The organism is Enterobacteriaceae endosymbiont of Donacia thalassina (assembly GCF_012568245.1).
Taxonomy (GTDB): Bacteria; Pseudomonadota; Gammaproteobacteria; order Enterobacterales; family Enterobacteriaceae.
In genome coordinates this window covers 132,387-153,486 of record NZ_CP046188.1, presented here as the reverse complement: position 1 = coordinate 153,486, position 21,100 = coordinate 132,387, and the positions used below count along the sequence as shown (strand labels likewise).

Here is a 21,100-nt window from a genome sequence, read left to right as displayed (position 1 = left end):
AATAAATATTATAAATTTTTAATTAAAAAAAATTTTTGTAATAATTCTTTTTTTAAAATCTTACAATTTTTTAATTTTTCTAAATTTTTTATGATAATATTTTTAGGTGCTTTAGATAAAAAATTTTTATTTTTTAAATTTTTACATAAAAAATTTATTATTTTTTGATTAGTATTTAATTTTTTATTAATTTGATTTAATAAATTTTCTTGGTCAATAATTTTAGTATTTAATGGAATAGCAAATTCAATATTATTAATTTTATTTATTAATGTTTTTTTTGGAAAATTCATTTTATTTGTAATAAAAAATATTTTATTAAGATTTACAAATTTTTTTAAAATATTTATATTATCTTTTAAAAAAATATTAAATTTATTATTTGTATCTTTTATATATAAATTTATTTTTTCACTATGTTTTATATTCATTTCTAATTTATGATTACGAATTATTGTAATTACATTAATAAATGTATTAAAAATACTTATAATTTTTTTATTTATTTCTAATTTATTAACTTTAGGAAAAGATTGTATCATAATACTACTTTTAGATAAATTTTTTTTATTTTTAATAATTTTTTGCCATATTATTTCAGTAATAAAAGGAATTATTGGATGAGATAATCTTAATAAAGATTCAAATAAATTATATAATGTATAATGTGTTCCAATATATTTTAATTGATTTTTTTCTTGGAAAATTATTTTACTATATTCCAAATACCAATCACAAAATTTGTTCCATATAAAATTATATAAAAGATTAGCAGCATGATCAAAACGATATTCATTTAATGCTTTTATATAAAATTTTACAACTAAATAATATTCAGACCAAATCCATTGATCGATTAAAGATAATCTTTTTTTTTTATTAATAAAATTAAATTTAATATTTTTTAAAATAAAAATACTTGCATTCCATATTTTATTACAAAAATTACGATATCCTTCTAATCTAGTCATATCCCAATATATATCTCGTCCTGTAGATGATAAAGCTGCTAATGTAAATCTTAAAGCATCTGCTCCATAAATTTTATTATTTTTTTGAAAAGAACTATTTTTTTTAAAATTTATAGAAGAAATACCTTCAATAAAATCTATAGGATTAATAACATTACCTTTTGATTTAGACATTTTATTACCTTTATTATCTCTTATTAATCCTGTCATTAAAATATTTTTAAAAGGTATTTGCGATGTTCCATCTTTATTTTTAACAAAATGCATTGTCATCATTATCATTCTAGATATCCAAAAAAAAATAATATCAAAACCACTAATGATAACATTAGTAGGATGAAACAATGAAAAATTTTTATTATTAGGCCAATCTAAAGTAATAAAAGTCCATAAACTAGAGGAAAACCATGTATCTAAAACATCAGAATCTTGTTTTAAAGAAATATTTTTATCTAAATTATATTTCTTTTTTATTTCTTTTTTATTTTTTCCTACATAAATATTATTTTTTGTATCATACCAAACTGGTATTTTATGGCCCCACCATAATTGTCGTGATATACACCAATCTTGAATATTATTCATCCATGAATAAAACATATTTTCATATTTTTTAGGAAAAAATATAATTTTATTTTTTTTTACAGCATTTATTGCATTTTTAGATAATATTCTGGTATTTAAATACCATTGATTTGTTAACATAGGAATAATAATTGTATTACTACGAATACTAAAAGGTATTAATCTTATTTTTATTTCACATTTATCTAATAATCCTTGCTGTTTTATTTTTTTTATGATTATTTTTCTGGCTTGTAAAAAATTTATTTTTTGTAAATTTTTTGGAATATTATTATTTAATTTTAAAATTTGTTCTTTTTTATTGAAAATTTGACATTTTTCTAAAATATTACCATTTAAATCAAAAATATTAATTAAAGGTAAATTATGTTTCATTGCAATTTGATAGTCATTAAAATCATGAGCAGGACTAATTTTAACACATCCTGTACCTTTATTTATTTTTGCATAATTATCTGCTATAATAGGAATTTTACGATTGATAATAGGTATTATTACAAATTTTCCAATTAAATTATTATATCTTGAATCTAATGGATTAATAGCAATTGCACTATCTGCTAATAATGTTTCTGGTCTAGTAGTAGCTATAGTTAAATAATTTTTATTATCCAATGTTGTTATTTTACCATAAAAATGGTATTTTATATACCACATGTCTGTTTTATTTTTTTTATATTCAACTTCTAAATCTGAAACTACTGTTTTAAGTTTAAAATCCCAATGTATTAATCTTTTTTTTTTATAAATTAATCCTTGATTATAAAGAATAATAAAAATATCTCTTACAGATTTAGTAAATTTATTATCCATTGTGAATCTTGTTTTATCCCATTCTGTAGATAAACCTAAACTTTTCATTTGATTGTAAATAATATCACAATATTTTTTTTTCCATTTCCAAATATTATTTAAAAAAAAATTTTTGCTGTAATTATTTCTTGTTTTACCTGTTTCATTAAAAATTTTTTGTTCTATTAAATTTTGAGTTGCAATACCTGCATGATCTATTCCTACTTGACATAATATATTTTTACCTAACATACGATGATAACGTATTAAAATATCAATAAGAGTATACTGTAGTGCGTGTCCTATATGTAAATAACCTGTAATATTAGGTGGTGGCACCATAATAGAAAAACATTCTTTTGAAATATCTAATTTATTTTTTAAAAAATTATTATTTTCCCAATAATTATAAATTTTTTTTTCAAAATTTTTTGGATTATATATTTTATCCATAATATAAAATAGCCTATATAAAATAAAATTTATATTAAAATTATTAATGATTAAATATTTGATTAATTAAAAATTGACATAACATATTAATAGGTCTACCAGAAGCCATTGCTCTTTGATTTATATAATACCAAGCTGTACCAGCAATATCTATATGAGCCCATTTATATTTTTTTGTAAATTTAGATAAAAAACACGCAGCAGTTATTGCGCCTGCAATACCATTACTACTATTAATTAAATTAGCAATATTAGATTTAAGTTGATTAAAATATTTTATATCATCAATAGGTAATTCCCAAACACGATCATCTGCTTCTAATGAGGCTTTTATAATTTGTTTAGATAATATTATATTATTTGACATTAAACCACTTATATTATTACCTAATGCAATAACACATGCTCCTGTTAAAGTAGCAATATCAATAACGTATTTAGGATTATATCGTTCAATATATGTTAATATATCACATAAAAGTAAACGTCCTTCAGCATCTGTATTTGTAACTTCAATTGTAAGACCAGACATTGTTTTTATAACATCACTAGGTCTATATGCTTTAGAACTAGGCATATTTTCACTACTAGCTAAAATAGCAATAATATTTAAAGGTAATTTTAATTTAGCAATTGCATATATCACACCATATACAGCAGCGGCACCACACATATCATATTTCATTTCTTCCATATTTTTACTAGGTTTTAAAGATATACCACCAGAATCAAAAGTAACACCCTTACCTAGTAATACTATAGGTTGTAATTTATGGTTATTATTATATTTTATTATAGATATAAATGGTTCATTTTTAGATCCTTTACTAACAGATAAATAAGCATTCATACCTATTTTTTTCATAATTTTTTTATCAATAATTTCAATAGAAATATTTTTATATTTTTTTTTTAATTTTTCCGCTTTAATGGATAAATATTTAGGAGTACATATATTAGGAGGTAAATTAGCTATATTTTTAGCTTTTTTTATACCTAAATTAATAGCTTTTCCATGTTCTATAGCAGAAAAATAAATATTTTCATTATTATTATTAATAATAAATTTTATTTTTGATGAAAAAGATAATTTATGTTTTTTAAATTTATTAAATGAGTAAATATTATTTTCAATAATATCAATTGTATCTCTGATATTCCAATATAATGTATAATTATTTATTTTTAAATCTGTTAAATACCAATAAATTTCTTTAATAGAATATTTTTTTAAAATATTAATAACATTATTAATAATTAATTTATTTTTTTCTCTATTTAATTTATTTTCAATACCGCAACCTATAATAACAAATTTATTACATAAAAAATTAGGAATGTGATATAAAATTATATTTTGATTAATTTTCCCTTGAATATTATTTTTTTTTAAAATATTTAATATATAATTATTTGATATATCGTTAATTTTTTTTAAAATTTTAGAAAATTTGTATTGTTCAAATATAGGTATTACTATACAATCTAATAAATTTTTATTTGAAAAAATTATTTTTTCTGCCATATATTTCATTTTATAATTTCCTGATTAGAAACAAAAATAATTTTAAAAATATAATATTTTTTTATAAATAAAAGTAGTAAATAATTTATAATTTAACATAAATTTTTATTCTAAAAAAAATAATTTATACTTTAAATAAGTAAAATCTTTTTATATTTTAAAAAAAAATTAGATTACCCCTTGATGCATTAATATGTGTCCCCATTTCCCCTTCATTAGGGATTATAATTTATATAATATATATATAAAATATAACATTAAAAATTTATTTAATAATTTTATATTATAAACATTAATTAATTTGTATATAAATAGGAGTTAATAATTAATATGGGTAAAATAATTGGTATTGATTTAGGTACAACCAATTCTTGTGTAGCAATTATTGATGGAAATAAACCTCGTGTTTTAGAAAATTCTGAAGGTGATAGAACAACACCTTCTGTAATTGCTTATACCCAAGATGGAGAAATTTTAGTAGGACAACCAGCAAAACGTCAAGCTGTTACAAATCCTAAAAATACTCTTTTTGCTATAAAAAGATTAATTGGTCGAAAATTTGATGATAAAGAAGTACAACGTGATATAAAAATAATGCCATATAAAATTATAAAATCTGATAATGGAGATGCATGGATAGATATTAAAGGGAAAAAAATGGCACCACCTCAAATCTCAGCTGAAATTTTAAAAAAAATGAAAAAAACAGCTGAAGATTTTTTAGGTATTAAAATAAATGAAGCTGTTATTACAGTACCAGCTTATTTTAATGATGCTCAACGTCAAGCAACTAAAGATGCGGGTAGAATAGCTGGATTAGAAGTAAAAAGAATTATAAATGAGCCAACAGCAGCTGCATTAGCATATGGATTAGATAAAGGAAAAGGTAATCGTGTAATAGCAGTATATGATTTAGGTGGAGGAACTTTTGATATTTCTATAATTGAAATAGATGATGTAGATGGTGAAAAAACTTTTGAAGTATTATCTACTAATGGTGATACACATTTAGGTGGTGAAGATTTTGATAGTCGTATTATAAATTATTTAGTAACAGAATTTAAAAAAGATCAGGGAATAGATTTAAAAAATGATCCATTAGCAATGCAAAGATTAAAAGAAGCTGCAGAAAAAGCTAAAATTGAATTATCTTCAACACAACAAACAGATGTCAATTTACCTTATATTACTGCAAATGCTTCTGGCCCAAAACATTTAAATATAAAATTAACAAGAGCTAAATTAGAATCTTTAGTAGAAAATTTAATAGATCAATCAATAAAACCATTAAAAATGGCTTTAAAAGATGCTAATTTATCTGCTTCTGATATAAATGATATTATTTTAGTAGGTGGACAAACTCGTATGCCTATGGTTCAAAGTAAAGTATCATCATTCTTTGGTAAAGAACCTAGAAAAGATGTTAATCCTGATGAAGCAGTAGCTATAGGTGCAGCTGTGCAAGGTGGAGTATTAGCAGGAGATGTTAAAGATGTATTATTATTAGATGTAACTCCATTATCTTTAGGTATAGAAACAATTGGTGGGGTAATGACATCATTAATAAATAAAAATACAACTATCCCAACTAAACATAGTCAAGTATTTTCAACAGCTGAAAATAATCAATCTTCTGTTACAATTCATGTTTTACAAGGTGAACGTAAAAGAGCAAGTGATAATAAATCTTTAGGACAATTTAATTTAGATGGGATTAGTCCTGCTCCTAGAGGTATTCCTCAAATAGAGGTTACTTTTGATATAGATGCAGATGGTATTTTACATGTTTCTGCAAAAGATAAAAAAAGTGGTAAAGAACAAAAAATTACAATACAAGCATCATCAGGATTAAATAAACAAGAAGTAGAAAAAATGATAAGGGATGCAGAAGCTAATACTGAATCTGATCGTATTTTTGAAGAACTAGTTAAAATACGTAATGAAGGTGATCAACTTATACATAATACTGAAAAAAAACTTAAAGAAGTAAATAATCAAATTAAAGAAGAAGATAAAATTTTAATACAAAATTCAATTAATGAATTAAATAGATCTCTTAAAACAGAAGATAAAAATAATATACAAATAAAAATACAAAATTTAGTTGAAGTATCTAAGAAAATGATTAATTTAACACATAACAACGAAAATATTAATAAAGAAAAAGATAATAATGTAAAAACTAAAAATCAAGAAAATGAAGTTGTAGATGCTGAATTTGAAGAAGTTAAAGATAAAAAAAAATAATTATTTAATAATTTTATATATAAATTACTAAATTATAGTTAGTACCGTTTATCTATCATAAATAATCGGTATTAATAAAATAATGGGATTAGATTAGGACAATAATTTATTATGGCAAAAAAAGATTATTATGATATTTTAGGTATTACTAGGAATGCTGAAGATCGTGAAATTAAAAGAGCGTATAAACGTTTAGCTATAAAATTTCACCCAGATCGTAATCCCGGAAATAAAAATGCTGAAAATAAGTTTAAAGAAATAAAACAAGCTTATGAAATTTTAAGTGATTCAAAAAAAAGATCTGCTTATGATCAATATGGACATTCTGCTTTTGAACAAGAAAATATAAGTAATACGACTGATTTTAGTGATATTTTTGGAGATGTTTTTGGAGATATATTTGGAGGTAATTCACATACTAAACAAAGATCTAGAAAAGGTTCCGATTTAAAATATTTAATTGAAATTTCATTAGAAGAAGCAATAAAAGGTATAACTAAAAATATAAAAATTCCTATTTTAAAAAATTGTAGTTATTGTCATGGAACAGGTGCTCAAGGAGCATTACAAAAATGTCATACATGTAATGGACAAGGACAAATACACATGAGTCAGGGTTTTTTTACTGTTCAACAAACATGTCCTAGATGTCATGGTCAAGGAAATTTTATTAAAAATCCTTGTTTTTATTGTAAAGGTAAAGGTAAATTAGAAATTTATAAAACTTTAGCAATAAAAATTCCAAGTGGGATTAATAATGGAGATCGTATTAGACTAAGTGGTGAAGGAGAATCAGGTGAAAATGGAGCACAATCTGGAGATTTATATATAGAAATTAAAATTCAAAAACATTCTCTTTTTATTAGAGAAGGTAATAATTTGTATTGTGAATTACCTATTAATTTTATTATAGCTACATTAGGTGGTAATATAAAAATACCTACATTAAATGGTTATGTAAAATTAAAAATTCCAGAAGGAACTCAAACAGGAAAAATGTTGAGAATACGTAATAAAGGGATAAAATCAATTAGAAAAAATGGTAATTTCGGTGATTTATTATGTAAAATAATAGTAGAAACTCCAATTAATTTAAATAATGAACAAAAAAATATTTTGTATCAATTAGATAAAAGTTTTAATAGTGTTTCTAATTATAGAAATAATCCTAAAATAGAAAAATTTTTAAATAATATTAAAAGATTTTTTTATAATATAAAAAATTAATAATAATAGAGGGTATAAAAAATAAATTTATTTTTTATACCCTCTATTATTAAATCTATTTTATTATTAAACCATGACAAAATTTATATTTTTTACCTGAAAAACAAGGACATTTTTCATTTCTACCTATTTTTTTTTTAAAAAAATTTATATTATTTAAATATTTATCTTTTTTATTTATATATGAATCAGATTTTCTTTTTATTGTTATTAAATTAATATTTTTAATATCATTATTAATAATTTGATTATTTTCTAACATGTTTATAGATTGATAATAATTTTTTATTATTTCATCTTCTAATTTACTTAAAGTAATAATAACTTCTTTTTTTAAAGTATTTAACATAATATTAAACATATTAAAAGATTCTTTTTTATATTCTTGTTTAGGATCTTGCTGTGCATAACCTCGTAAATGAATTCCTTGTTTTAAATATTCTATAGCACAAAGATGTTCTTTCCATAAATTATCTAATATTTTTAAAATAATATTTTTTTCAAAAATTTTTATATTTTTTATTTTTAAATTATTTATTTTTTTTAAATATTTTTTTTCTGCAAAATCAATAATTTTTTTTAAAAAATAATCCTTATTAATTTGTTTTTTATTTTTTTCTTTATATATATTTATCCAATTTTCAACTGGTAATTCTAAATTAAAAACATTAAAAAAATAAATTTTTATTTTTTTTAAATCCCATTTTTCTTTAATAAAATTATCTGATTTTATATAACTATCTATTAAGTTACTAAAAACATCAATTCTAAAATTTTTAATTATTTTATCAGTCTTTAATGATTTTAATAATTTGTTTCTTTGTGAATATATTGATAAACGTTGATCATTTATTACATCATCATATTCAAGTAATTGTTTACGTATATCGAAATTATAATTTTCTACTTTTTTTTGTGCTTTTGATATAGCTTTTGTTATCCAGGGATGTTCAATAAAATCATTGTATTTCATACCAAGTTTTTTCATTAAAAATAACATATTTTTAGGAGCAAAAATACGCATTAAAGAATCTTCCATGGATAAATAAAATCTTGAAACACCTTTATCACCTTGTCTTCCAGAACGACCTCTTAACTGATTATCAATTCTTCTTGATTCATGACGTTCAGTTCCAATAACATATAAACCACCTAATTTTACAACTTCATCATGATTTATTTGCCATTTTAATTTTAAATTTTTTAATTCATCCAAAGTAGATTTGTTATTTTTTATTAAAAAAATACCACCTAAAACAATATCAGTACCTCTACCTGCCATATTAGTTGCAATTGTTACTGCATATTTTATCCCTGCTTTTGATATAATTTCTGCTTCTCTAGCATGAAATTTAGCATTTAAAACATTATGAGTTATACCTATTTTTTTTAATTCATGAGAAATTAATTCTGATTTTTTAATAGAAACAGTACCAACTAATATAGGTTGACCTTTTGAATGTTTAGTTTTAATATCTTCAATTATTGCTTTTATTTTTTCTTTTTTAGTTAAATAAATTAAATCAGGTAAATCCTTTCTAATCATAGGTTTATTAGTAGGAACAACTATTGTATCTAATTTATAAATTTCTTTAAATTCAAAAGCTTCTGTAATAGCAGTACCTGTCATACCTGATAATTTTGGATATAATCTGAAATAGTTTTGAAATGTAATAGATGCTAAAGTTTGATTTTCATTATTAATTTTTACATTTTCTTTTGCTTCTATTGCTTGATGTAATCCATCTGACCACCTTCTTCCTTCCATTAATCTTCCAGTATGTTCATCAACTATTATAACTTTATTATTTTTTAATATATAATCTACGTTTTTTTTAAAAAGTTTATGTGCTCTTAGAGCAGCAATAATATGATGTAAAATAATAATATTACTATCAGAATATAAAGATTCTTTATTATGTATTATTTTTTTTTTTATAAGTATTTTTTCTAAATAAATTAAACCTTGTTCAGTTAAATATGCTTGCCTAGATTTTTCATCTATAAAAAAATGGCCCTGTTCTTTAAAGGAAGTAGAATTTTCTTTGGATTGATAAATTAATTTAGGTATAATATTATTTATTTTAATATATAGTTCGGAACTTTCTTCAGCAGCTCCAGAAATAATTAAAGGAGTACGAGATTCATCAATTAATATCGAATCAACTTCATCTATAATAGCATAATGTAAACTACGTTGTACTTTATCATTATAGTTTAAAACCATATTATCTTTTAAAAAATCAAAACCATACTCATTATTAGTGCCATAAGTAATATCTGCTTGATAAGCATTTTTTTTTTCTTTTAATGACATAGAAGATATATTAATACCAACAGTTAATCCTAAAAATTCAAATAATATTCTATTATTTATAGCATCACGTTCTGCTAAATAATCATTAACAGTAACAATATGAACTCCCTTGCCAGTAAGCGCATTAAGATAAGCTGGTAATGTAGATGTTAAAGTTTTACCTTCTCCTGTTTTCATTTCAGCTACACAATTATTATTTAATACTATACCTCCTATTAATTGAACGTCAAAATGACGCATACCAAATATTCTTTTACTAGCTTCTCTTACTGTTGCAAAAGCTTCTGGTAAAATATCTTCTAAAGAAAAATTCTTATATAATTTTTCTTTTAAATATAAAGTTTTATTTTGTAATTCAAAATTAGTTAATTTTTCAAATTCTATTTCCATTTTATTAATAATATTTACTGTTTTTTGAATACGGTTTAAAACAATATCATTATTACTACCAAAAATTTTGGTAAAAATTTTTTTTAACATATAAATACTCTTGATAAAATATATTTGTATAATTATAAATATTATTATTTCATATTTATTTTAATAAAGTAAAAAAAATATATACAATTTTTTATAAAATAATAAAAGGGAGAAATTATGCGTAATAATAAATTATTATTAATAAATCAAGTTTTTCAAAAAAAAAATAATTCATCTTACACAAAAATTTTACATAAAATATATACACATACAGATTTTTTAATAAAAATTAATAATTCTTTTAAAAAATATTTACCTATAGAATTACATAATTTATATAATGTACAAAATTTTAAAAATAATATTCTAATTATAGAAACATATAATGCAAGTACTATGATTAGATTTTTATCGGAAAAATCAAATATTAAATATCATTTAAAAAAAAATATTATTCCATCTTTAAAAAAGATGGAAATTAAAATTAATCCTCTTTTTTTAAAAAAGACATTTATTAATAATAAATGTAAATTAAAAAAAAATATTTTAAGTAAATATAGTGCTAATTTATTATTAAATATAGCAGAACAAAGTCCTAAAAAATTAAAATGTATAATAAAAAATTTTATAAAAATCACATATGATTAATATGAATTTTATTAAGTTAAATTTAAAATTTTTATAACTAAGTCATGAAAAGATAATCCTATTTTTTTAGCAGCCATGGGATATAAACTGTGAGATGTCATTCCAGGTATAGTATTTATTTCTAATAATTGAAATTTTTTATTTTCATCTAAAATAACATCAATTCTTCCCCAATTTTGACATTTAACTGCATTCCATGCATGTAAAATTATATTTTTTAATTCTCTTTCTTTATATTTATTTAATCCACTAGGACAAAAATATTGTGTAGTATTTAAATAATATTTTGCTTGATAATTATAAAAAGAATTAGGATATTCAATCCTTATTGGAGGTAAAATCTTTTCATTTAAAATACCTACTGTATATTCTTCGCCTTTTATATATTTTTCAATTAAAATATCATCATTATATATAAAAGATTTTTCTATTGCATTAAATAAATCATCTAAATGATCAATTTTCGTACTACCCAAACTAGATCCACTACAATTAGGTTTTATAAAAATAGGTAATTTAAATTTTAAAATTTTTTTTTCTATTTTTAAAAAATTTGATTTTACAAAATCTTTTTTATTTAATAAAAAATGAGGATATATGACTGGTAATCCATATTCATGCCAGATAGTTTTTGTTAAAAATTTATTTATAGTAATTGCAGATGCTAAGAGATTACTCCCGGTATAAGGAATATTTAGATAATCTAATATTCCTTGAATAGTACCATCTTCTCCTCCCTTTCCATGTAAAGATATAAAAATTTTTTTAAATCCATATTTTTTTAAGTATAATAATGGAAAACTTATTGGATCTATTCCAATTGCATTTATCCCTAATTTTATTAAAGAATTTAAAATTGTTTTACCAGATTTTAAAGAAATTTCTCTTTCTGGAGAATTACCTCCAAATAAAACGGCAATTTTTTTAGACATAATTTTTATTTAAAATTTATTTTCAGTATTTATTGTTAATTTGATTTTTTTCTATTCTAAATTTTTTATTCATAAATAATGATGAGATATTATTTATATCTCCTGCTCCTTGAAAAATTAATATTTCATTTCCTTTTAATTTTGAATATATATTTTGTATAATAGTATAATTATTATTTGATTGAATTAATATAGGAATAATTATTCCTAATTTTTTAATTTTTTGAGCTAAATATTCACTATTAGCGTTTTTAATAAAATTTTCTCCTGCAGAAAAAACATTTAAAATAAATAATTTATCAACTTTAGATAATATTTTTATAAATTCATTTAATAGATTTTTAGTCCTAGAATAACGATGAGGTTGAAAAACCATTATTAATTTTCTATTTTTCCATATTTGACGTGCTGTTTTTATAGTTATATCTATTTCAGTAGGATGATGACCATAATCATCAATAATAATTATATCTTTTTTATATATTTTTTTATTGTAAGGAAACAAAAAACCTAAAATATCAAATCTTCTTTTAATACCTACAAATTTTTTTAAAAATTTTATAATCATTACATGATTTAAACCAATATAAGAAGATATTGCAAAAGCAGCTGTTGCATTTAAAGCATTATGATATCCAGGTATATTTAAATTTATTTCTAAAGACCTTTTTTTTTTTTTTTCTAATAAAAAAAATCTACTCTTATAATTATTTTGTTGATAATTATATAATTGTAAATCAGCATTTTTATGAAATCCATATGTAATAATATTTTGTTTTAAAATATTTTTATTTTTTTTTATTAAATTATAATTATTAATATTATCTATACATACAATTATACATCCATAAAATGGTATTTTTTTTAAAAATTGTAAAAATATTTTTTTTAAAACTTCAATACTATTTTTATAAAAATCTAAATGTTCATTTTCAATATTTGTAATTATATTTATAATTGGATTTAAATATAAAAAAGATCTATCACTTTCATCTGCTTCAGCAATAAAATATTTACTTGAACCTAAATAAGCAAATTCTTTAGAATCTTTTAAAATACCGCCATTAATAAATGTAGGATCTAACATAGCTAATTTAAATATTGTATATATCATAGCTGTCGTTGTAGTTTTACCATGAGTTCCGGTAATAGTAATTCCGTAAGAGAATCTCATTAATTCTGTCAACATTTGAGCTCTACTAATTATAATAATATTTAAATTTTTTGCAGTAATTAATTCTGGATTATTTTTTTTAATAGCAGTAGATATAACAACAAGATCTATATTATTTGTAATATTTTTAGCATCATGTTTTAAATATATTTTTATATTTAATAAATTTAATTTTTTTATAATAAAATTATTAGATATATCTGAACCACTAATTTTATATCCCTGTTTTGCTAAAATTGTTGCAATCCCTCCCATACCAGATCCACCAATACCAATAAAATATATATGATTAATATTTTTCATTTTTGGTATTTTATTTAAACAATTTTTATTAAACATATTTAGTCATCTTGTATAAAGATTAAATTAATAAATTTTTATTTTATTTAATTCTTGATAAATTAATTCTGTAGAATTTAGTATGACTAAATTATAAGACTTTTTAGCCATATATATTATTTTTTTTTTATTTAAAGACAATATAATATCAGCAATTTCATTAATATTTAAATTATGTTGTTCATAAATTTTAGCTATTCCTATTTTTTCTAAATTTATTGCATTAAAATATTGTTGTCTATCTTTATGAGGAAATGGTATAAAAATAGCAGGCAATCCTATTGCTGTAATTTCAGTTACAGTCATAGCTCCTGACCTACAGATTATTATATCAGCCCATTTATATGCTTGATATATATTTTTTATGTATTCTCTTATAATTAGATTATTAATTTTATTTTTTTTATATTCATAATATATTTTTTTTAAATTTCCCTTTCCTACTTGATGTAAAATAGATATTTTATTTTTTAATATTATAGCTAAATTTATCCCTATTTTATTTATTGTAGTAGAACCTTGACTTCCTCCAGTAATTAAAACATGAATTGGTTTATGAATTTTTAAAATAGATCTTTTATATAAAGATAATTTAATAATTTTATTATCTATAGGATTTCCTACTAATATTGCATTATTTAACACATTTGGATATGCTTGCATTTTTATTGTTGCTATTTTAGATAAAATTTTATTTGTTATTCCAGAAATACTATTCTGTTCATGTATTATTAATGGTATATTACATAACCATGCAGCTAAACCACTAGGTCCTGAGATATAACTTCCCATTGTTAATACTAAATGTGGTTTATATTTTTTATAAATTATGATGGATTTATATATTGATATTATTATTTTAATTATAGTAATAATTATAGAAAAAATATTTTTATTTTTAAATCTAAAAAAATCTATTAAATAAATATGTATATTTTTTTTAGGAATAATCGTAGATTCCATTCTAGATAATGTTCCTAACCAACGTACTTCCCATCCTTTTTTTATTAATTTATATGCTATATTTAAAGCTGGATTAATATGTCCACCTGTACCACCAGCTACTATAATAATTTTTTTTTTTTTTTTCATATTTTAAAATATTTTTTAAAAAAATTAAAATATCTTAAATTATATAATTTTTTTTTATAAAAATATATTATTTAGAATTATGTAATTTTTTAACTATTTTTACAAATTCTTTTCCACGATGTTTAAAATTTTTAAATTGATCTATACTAGAACAAGCAGGAGATAATAATACAACGTCACCATATTTTACTAATTTAATTATTTGTTCTACTCCTTGAAATATTGTTTTTACTATTTTTGCTTTAGGATAAATAGATAATATTTTTTTACTTGATATTCCAAAACAATATACATTAATATTATTTTTTTTCTGTAAATATTTTTTTAATAAATATAATTCACAATTTTTGTCATATCCTCCTAATAATAACCAAATTTTTTTTTTTTTATATAAATAATTTAGAGCAGCTTTAGTACTATTAATATTTGTAGATTTTGAATCATTAATCCAAGTAACTCCATTTTCTATATGTATTATTTGTAATATATGATCCATATTTAAATAATTACTTATTTCTTGTAAAGAAATTTTTCTAGAAATTTTTAATAAATCTGTTACTGCTAATACTGCAAGAGCATTTAAATAATTATGAATACCAATTAATTTTGTTTTATTAAAATTTAAAATTTTTTGATTATTAATTTGTAGATAGATTCCTTTCTTGTTATAACATAATGTATATTTACCAGAAAATTTACCAAAAGTTACATATTTTTTATTTTGATCAAAATATTTAGGATAAGATAATATATCATCAGTATTATATACACAAATAGAAGCATTTTTATAAATACGTAATTTAAAGTCACGGTATTGTTTAATACCTAAAGGATATCGATCCATATGATCTTGTGAAATATTTAAAATAACAGCAATATATATATTAAATTTTTTTATAGTTTCTAATTGGAAACTAGATATTTCTAAAATATAAAAATCTCTTGAAAAAGATAATAAATCTAATACAGGATAACCTATATTTCCTCCAATACTAACATTAAAATTATTTTTTTTCATAATTTTCCCAATCATATTGGTAACAGTACTTTTACCATTTGTACCTGTAATAGCTATTATTGGTGTTGTATTATAACGAGCAAATAATTCTATATCTCCTATTATTTCAATACCTTTTTTTTTTGCTTTTAATAAAATATTATTAAATATTGATATACCAGGACTTAAAATTATTAATTGTGAATTTAATATCCAATCTTCTTTTAAAGAACCTAAATGACATGGAATATAAGACGGTATTTTTTGTATGAATTTGGGATAATTACATACATCCATAACAGAGGGTATAATATTTTTCTTTAAAAGAAAATTTATACATGATATACCTGTTATTCCTAATCCTATAATAAGTATTTTTTTATTCATTTTAAATAATTTTATATTATTACAATTAAAGAAAATAATACTAATATTAATGAAATAATCCAAAATCTAATAACAATACAAGGTTCTGAAACCCCTTTTAATTCATAATGATGATGTAAAGGAGCCATTAAAAAAAAACGTTTTTTGTTATATTTAAATTTAAGTACTTGAATTATTACAGAAATTGATTCTAATATAAATAAACCACACATTATAAGAAATAAAAAATCTTGTCTTATTAGTATTGCAATTATAGATATAACACAACCTAAAGATAATGATCCTATATCTCCCATAAAAATTTTAGCCGGATAAGTATTATACCATAAAAATCCTAAACCAGAACCAACAACAGATAAGCATATAATAATTAATTCTTTTGCATTTTTTATATAAATAAAATTAAAATATTTAGAAAAAAATATATCTCCTGAAAAATAACATAATATAGATAATCCTAAAGAAATAAAAATTATAGGCATAATCAATAAACCATCTAATCCATCAGTTAAATTTACAGAATTACTTATTCCTATAATAATAAAATAAGAAATTATTAAATATAAAATTAAATTTAAGTCATATTTTATAATTTTATTAAGAAAAGGGATAAAAAATTGTAAATATAATTTTTCTGGATTATTTATATAAATAAATATTAATATAATAATAGTAATAATTGATTGGGAAAAAAGTTTTTTATAAGGAGATAATCCTTTTGGATTATTTAAAATAATTTTATAATAATCATCAATAAAACCGATAAGAGAATATAATATCATTATAGATAATGAAAAAAAAATATATTTATTTGATAAGTCCGACCAAAAAATTACAGAAAATAAAATAGATAATAATAAAATTAATCCTCCCATAGTAGGAGTTTTATTTTTTGAATAATGTGTTATTGGTCCATCTTTTCGAATAATTTGAGAGATTTTATTTTTATTAAAATAATTAATAAAATATGGACTTAAAAAAAAAGTAATTATAAAAGATGTTAAAAATGTCATTATACAACGTATTTTAAAATTTATTAAAAAAAAATTTAAATTTTTAAAAAAATACTGTAAATATTTTAATAATATTAATAACATTTTAATTTCTCCAATAAAATATTAATTAATATTTCCATTTTATTATTACGTGATCCTTTAAATAAAATTGTATAATTTTTTAGTTTTTTTATTATTAAAAATAACTGATTTATTAAAATTTTTGAATTTAAAAAATGTTTTGAATTTACATTATTTTCTGTAATATATTTGCTATATTTTCCAATACTAAAAATATAATCTATATTAGAGTTTAAAATTAAACTTTTTATCTTTTTATGATAAAATAATGTATAAGTGCCTAATTCTAACATGTCTCCAATCACTAAGATTTTTATTCCTTTAAAATTTTTTAAAATATTAATAGCTATATTTACAGAATTAGGATTTGCATTATATGTATCATTAATAATTAATTTATTATTATCAATAATAATTGGATACATTCTTCCTTTAATAGGTTTAAAATATTTTAAACCATTAGATATTTCTTTTAAAGAACATCCAGAAGCAAAAGATAATGCAGCAGATGCTATTGCATTACTAATATTATGTATTCCTCCACCTATTAAAAACAATTGAATTAATATTTTTCCAATAGGAGATACTAAAATAAATGTGATTTTATTTGGCAATATGATTATATTTTGTGTAAAAAAATTAGCTTTTTTATTATATAAAGAAAAAGTTAAAATATTTTTCTTATTAACAAATTTTCTTAAAATTTCTTTTTGATTTTTATCATCATAATTTAAAATAGCAATTCCTTTACCGGTTAAATAATTAAAAATATGACTTTTACATTGAATAATATTTTTTAATGATTTAAATCCTTCTAAATGTGCTGCTGATATATTATTAATAATTGCAATATTCGGTTTTACTATACTAGAGGTATACGAAATATCATTAATTTGATTACCTCCTATTTCAATTACTGCATATTTATATTTATTTGTTAAATTTAATAATGTTAAAGGAACTCCTATATCATTATTCATATTTTTTTTTGTAAAAATAATTTTATTTTTTTTTTTTAATATAGATACTGTCATTTCTTTAACTGAAGTTTTACCTGATGAACCTGTTATCCCTATTACAGAATTTTTAAATTCTTTTCTTTTCCATAAAGCTAATTTTCCTAATCCTAAAATAGTATTTGATACTATTATTTGGGGAATGTTAATATAAAAAATTTTATTTACTAATATAGCTAGTGCTCCATTTTGGATAGCTTCTTCAATAAAATTATGTCCATCAAAATTTTTACCATAAATAGCAATAAATATACAATTTTTTTTAATTTTTTTGCTATTTATAGAATAATTTATTATTTTAATATCATTACCAATTAATATTCCATTAACTATTTTCGATATTTTTTGTAAACTAATTTGTTTATTCATTTGATATTTCTTAATATATTTTGAATAGTATTAAAATCTGAATAATGTAAAATTTTATTACCAATAATTTGATAATTTTCATGTCCTTTGCCAGCTACTAAAATAGTATCTTCTTTAGAAGAATTAAATATAGCATAAGAAATAGCTTTTATTCGATCTAAAATAATATATACATTATGTAATGGATTACATCCTTTTTTTATATCTTGAATAATATTATCTATATTTTCTTTTCTAGGATTATCAGTTGTTAAAATTATAATATCAGCATATTTAGTTGCTATAGAACCCATTATTTTTCTTTTTCCTGTATCTCTTTCTCCTCCACAGCCAAAAATACACCATATTTTACCATGAGTAATTAATTTTATGGTTAATAACACATTTTTTAATGAATCAGGACTATGAGCATAATCAATAATTATATTTGAATATTTTTTTTTAAAAAATATTTTTTCCATACGACCTTTGACAGATTGTATTTTAGATACAGTTTTTAATAATTTTTGTAAAGGATAATTTAAACTTAATAATGTTGCCATACTTAAAAAAATATTTATAACGTTAAATTTTCCTATAAGATTTATTTTAACTGTCCCAGAACCCCAACTAGAATTAAATGAAATAATAGTTTTATTAGGTAAATAAATTATATTTTTTATATGAATAAATATATTTGATTTATATAAAAAATTTTTAGTAGTAACTGGTATTACATTAGATAATTTTTTAAACCATTTTAATCCAATATTATCGTCAATATTTATAATTTTTTTTTTTACTTTATGATTATTAAAAAATTTCCATTTAGATAATTCATAATTATTCATATTAAGATGATAATCGAGATGATCTCTAGTTAAATTTGTAAAGATTCCAATAGAAAAAAATATATTAGAAACTCTAAATTGAGTTAATCCATGAGAAGAAATTTCCATTATTATAAAATTTGCTTTTTTTTGTATAAATTTTTTTAATGTATATTGTATTTTTATTGCTGAATCTGTTGTATTATCAGTTTGGATTAATTTTCCACTAAAACCATTCCCTATGGTACTTAAAATAGCGGGATTACCTCCTAATAATTTAATCCATTGCATTAAGAAATGAGTTATACTTGTTTTTCCATTAGTCCCTGTAATTCCTATAACAGGTATTTTTTTACTTGGATGATCATATAATATTCCAGCGAAATATGAAATGTTTTTATGTAAATTAGGTAAATAGATAATAGGTATATTATTTTTATAAATAATACTATAAGATGATATTATATTGTCTGAATAAGTTAATATAGCAACAGCACCTTTTGATATAGCATGTTCTATAAAATTTTTACCGTCATTTTTATATCCTTTTATTGCTATAAAAAGACAATTTTTTCCTTTAATTTTTCTGCTATCTAAAACCATTTTATTTATGAAAATATTTTTTATTAAATTATTTTTTATATAACCATGTAATAACTTTTGTAAACTAAGTAAAGAAGAATTCAATGATTTAAATCCTTAATGTAAAATATTTTTAAAATAAAAATTTTTTATTTTTTTATATTTTTTTTGCAATACGCAATATTGCACTTCTTGCTCTTGGATTATTTAAAATTTCTTTTTTGTTAGGGAAAATTCTATCAATAATTTTTAATTTTATTTTTTTTTTTTTATAAAAAAAAGTATTTATCTCTTTTTCAGTTAAAGGTAATTTATTCTGAATGTTTTTTTTATATAAAATACTATTTTTTTTCATAAAATATTTAATAATCCTATCTTCTATTGAATGAAAACTAATCAATGATATAATGCCATCTTTTTTTAATAACTCTAATGTAATATTTAAAACTTTTTTCAGTTCATCTATTTCTTTATTTAAAAAAATTCTTATAGCTTGAAAAGATCTTTTAGCTGGATGTTTAAATTTACTATTTTTATTAATAGAACAAATTAAATATGATAAATCTTTTGTATTAAATAATTTATTATCTAAAATACATTTTTTTATATTATATGCTATTTTTTTATGATTTTTTTCTTCACCATATATTTTTAATATTTCAGATATTTTTTTTTCATTTGCATTTTTTAATAAATTAAAAGCTGTTATTCCTTTTTTTTGATTTAAACGCATATCTAATGGACCATTAGACATATAAGAAAAACCTCTTTGAGAATTATTTAATTGAAATGAAGAAATTCCTAAATCAAATAATATCCCATCTATTTTACCTATTTGATTCTTTAAAATAACTTTTAAATTTGAAAAATTATCATGAATATAAATAATTCTACTATCTTCAATTTTATGTTTTAAAATTGTTGATAAATCACAATCTACTGCATAAATTCGTCCGTAATTACCTAATTTAGACAAAATCAATTTTGTATGGCCTCCACAACCATAAGTAGCATCTATATATATTCCATTATTTTTAATATTTAAACTATCAATAGATTCTTTTAATAAAACTGGTATATGCTTCATTATATGATATATAATTAAATTAATTACTATATAATTTATATATTATATTATATAA

At 20.2% G+C, this 21,100-nt stretch carries 14 protein-coding genes; 3 read left to right on the top strand and 11 right to left on the bottom strand.

What is annotated here, in order from left to right; all coding sequences use genetic code 11:
• Nucleotides 1-8 precede the first annotated feature (8 nt).
• Together GJU02_RS00740 and GJU02_RS00735 are read right to left on the bottom strand one after the other, a co-directional pair.
• Complete coding sequence (locus GJU02_RS00740) at nucleotides 9-2,801, bottom strand: valine--tRNA ligase (RefSeq protein ID WP_168919193.1); 2,793 nt, start codon at nucleotides 2,799-2,801, stop codon at nucleotides 9-11.
• 43 nt (nucleotides 2,802-2,844) lie between these two features.
• On the bottom strand, nucleotides 2,845-4,335 hold the full coding sequence (locus GJU02_RS00735) for a leucyl aminopeptidase (protein ID WP_168919192.1): 1,491 nt from the start codon (nucleotides 4,333-4,335) through the stop codon (nucleotides 2,845-2,847).
• Between the two features lie 321 nt (nucleotides 4,336-4,656).
• Between GJU02_RS00735 and dnaK the strand changes: the two genes are divergently transcribed.
• Nucleotides 4,657-6,573 carry a molecular chaperone DnaK gene (gene dnaK, locus GJU02_RS00730; RefSeq protein ID WP_168919191.1) on the top strand — a complete coding sequence of 639 codons (1,917 nt, stop codon included), beginning with the start codon at nucleotides 4,657-4,659 and terminating at the stop codon, nucleotides 6,571-6,573.
• A gap of 111 nt (nucleotides 6,574-6,684) precedes the next feature.
• Nucleotides 6,685-7,800 carry a molecular chaperone DnaJ gene (gene dnaJ, locus GJU02_RS00725; RefSeq protein WP_168919190.1) on the top strand — a complete coding sequence of 372 codons (1,116 nt, stop codon included), beginning with the start codon at nucleotides 6,685-6,687 and terminating at the stop codon, nucleotides 7,798-7,800.
• A 55-nt stretch (nucleotides 7,801-7,855) separates the two neighbouring features.
• On the opposite strand, the gene secA is transcribed toward dnaJ, so the two are convergent.
• Nucleotides 7,856-10,597: a preprotein translocase subunit SecA gene (gene secA, locus GJU02_RS00720; protein ID WP_168919189.1), complete on the bottom strand. Its 2,742-nt coding sequence runs from the start codon at nucleotides 10,595-10,597 to the stop codon at nucleotides 7,856-7,858.
• A 117-nt stretch (nucleotides 10,598-10,714) separates the two neighbouring features.
• On the opposite strand from secA, the gene GJU02_RS00715 reads away from it, so the two are divergent.
• Nucleotides 10,715-11,185, top strand: a complete 471-nt coding sequence (locus GJU02_RS00715) for a DUF721 domain-containing protein (RefSeq protein WP_168919188.1) — start codon at nucleotides 10,715-10,717, stop codon at nucleotides 11,183-11,185.
• Between the two features lie 11 nt (nucleotides 11,186-11,196).
• On the opposite strand, the gene GJU02_RS00710 is transcribed toward GJU02_RS00715, so the two are convergent.
• The 8 genes from GJU02_RS00710 to rsmH form a co-directional block, all read right to left on the bottom strand.
• The gene (locus GJU02_RS00710; RefSeq protein WP_168919187.1) at nucleotides 11,197-12,117 is read right to left on the bottom strand and encodes a D-alanine--D-alanine ligase; all 921 of its coding nucleotides are present in this window, start codon (nucleotides 12,115-12,117) and stop codon (nucleotides 11,197-11,199) included.
• 22 nt (nucleotides 12,118-12,139) lie between these two features.
• On the bottom strand, nucleotides 12,140-13,630 hold the full coding sequence (gene murC / locus GJU02_RS00705; protein ID WP_168919186.1) for a UDP-N-acetylmuramate--L-alanine ligase: 1,491 nt from the start codon (nucleotides 13,628-13,630) through the stop codon (nucleotides 12,140-12,142).
• Between the two features lie 27 nt (nucleotides 13,631-13,657).
• On the bottom strand, nucleotides 13,658-14,722 hold the full coding sequence (gene murG / locus GJU02_RS00700; protein ID WP_168919185.1) for an undecaprenyldiphospho-muramoylpentapeptide beta-N-acetylglucosaminyltransferase: 1,065 nt from the start codon (nucleotides 14,720-14,722) through the stop codon (nucleotides 13,658-13,660).
• Between the two features lie 67 nt (nucleotides 14,723-14,789).
• Nucleotides 14,790-16,106 (bottom strand): UDP-N-acetylmuramoyl-L-alanine--D-glutamate ligase, encoded by a 1,317-nt coding sequence (murD, locus tag GJU02_RS00695; protein WP_168919184.1) that lies wholly within the window; start codon nucleotides 16,104-16,106, stop codon nucleotides 14,790-14,792.
• 11 nt (nucleotides 16,107-16,117) lie between these two features.
• Nucleotides 16,118-17,203, bottom strand: a complete 1,086-nt coding sequence (gene mraY, locus GJU02_RS00690; RefSeq protein ID WP_168919183.1) for a phospho-N-acetylmuramoyl-pentapeptide-transferase — start codon at nucleotides 17,201-17,203, stop codon at nucleotides 16,118-16,120.
• The gene (locus GJU02_RS00685; RefSeq protein ID WP_168919182.1) at nucleotides 17,194-18,567 is read right to left on the bottom strand and encodes a UDP-N-acetylmuramoyl-tripeptide--D-alanyl-D-alanine ligase; all 1,374 of its coding nucleotides are present in this window, start codon (nucleotides 18,565-18,567) and stop codon (nucleotides 17,194-17,196) included. The genes mraY and GJU02_RS00685 overlap by 10 nt, the downstream gene beginning before the upstream one ends.
• Nucleotides 18,564-20,063, bottom strand: a complete 1,500-nt coding sequence (gene murE / locus GJU02_RS00680) for a UDP-N-acetylmuramoyl-L-alanyl-D-glutamate--2,6-diaminopimelate ligase (RefSeq protein WP_168919181.1) — start codon at nucleotides 20,061-20,063, stop codon at nucleotides 18,564-18,566. The genes GJU02_RS00685 and murE overlap by 4 nt, the downstream gene beginning before the upstream one ends.
• 52 nt (nucleotides 20,064-20,115) lie before the next feature.
• Entirely contained in the window at nucleotides 20,116-21,045 is a 930-nt protein-coding gene (gene rsmH, locus GJU02_RS00675) for a 16S rRNA (cytosine(1402)-N(4))-methyltransferase RsmH (protein ID WP_211080499.1), read from the bottom strand.
• Between the last annotated feature and the right edge of the window lie 55 nt (nucleotides 21,046-21,100).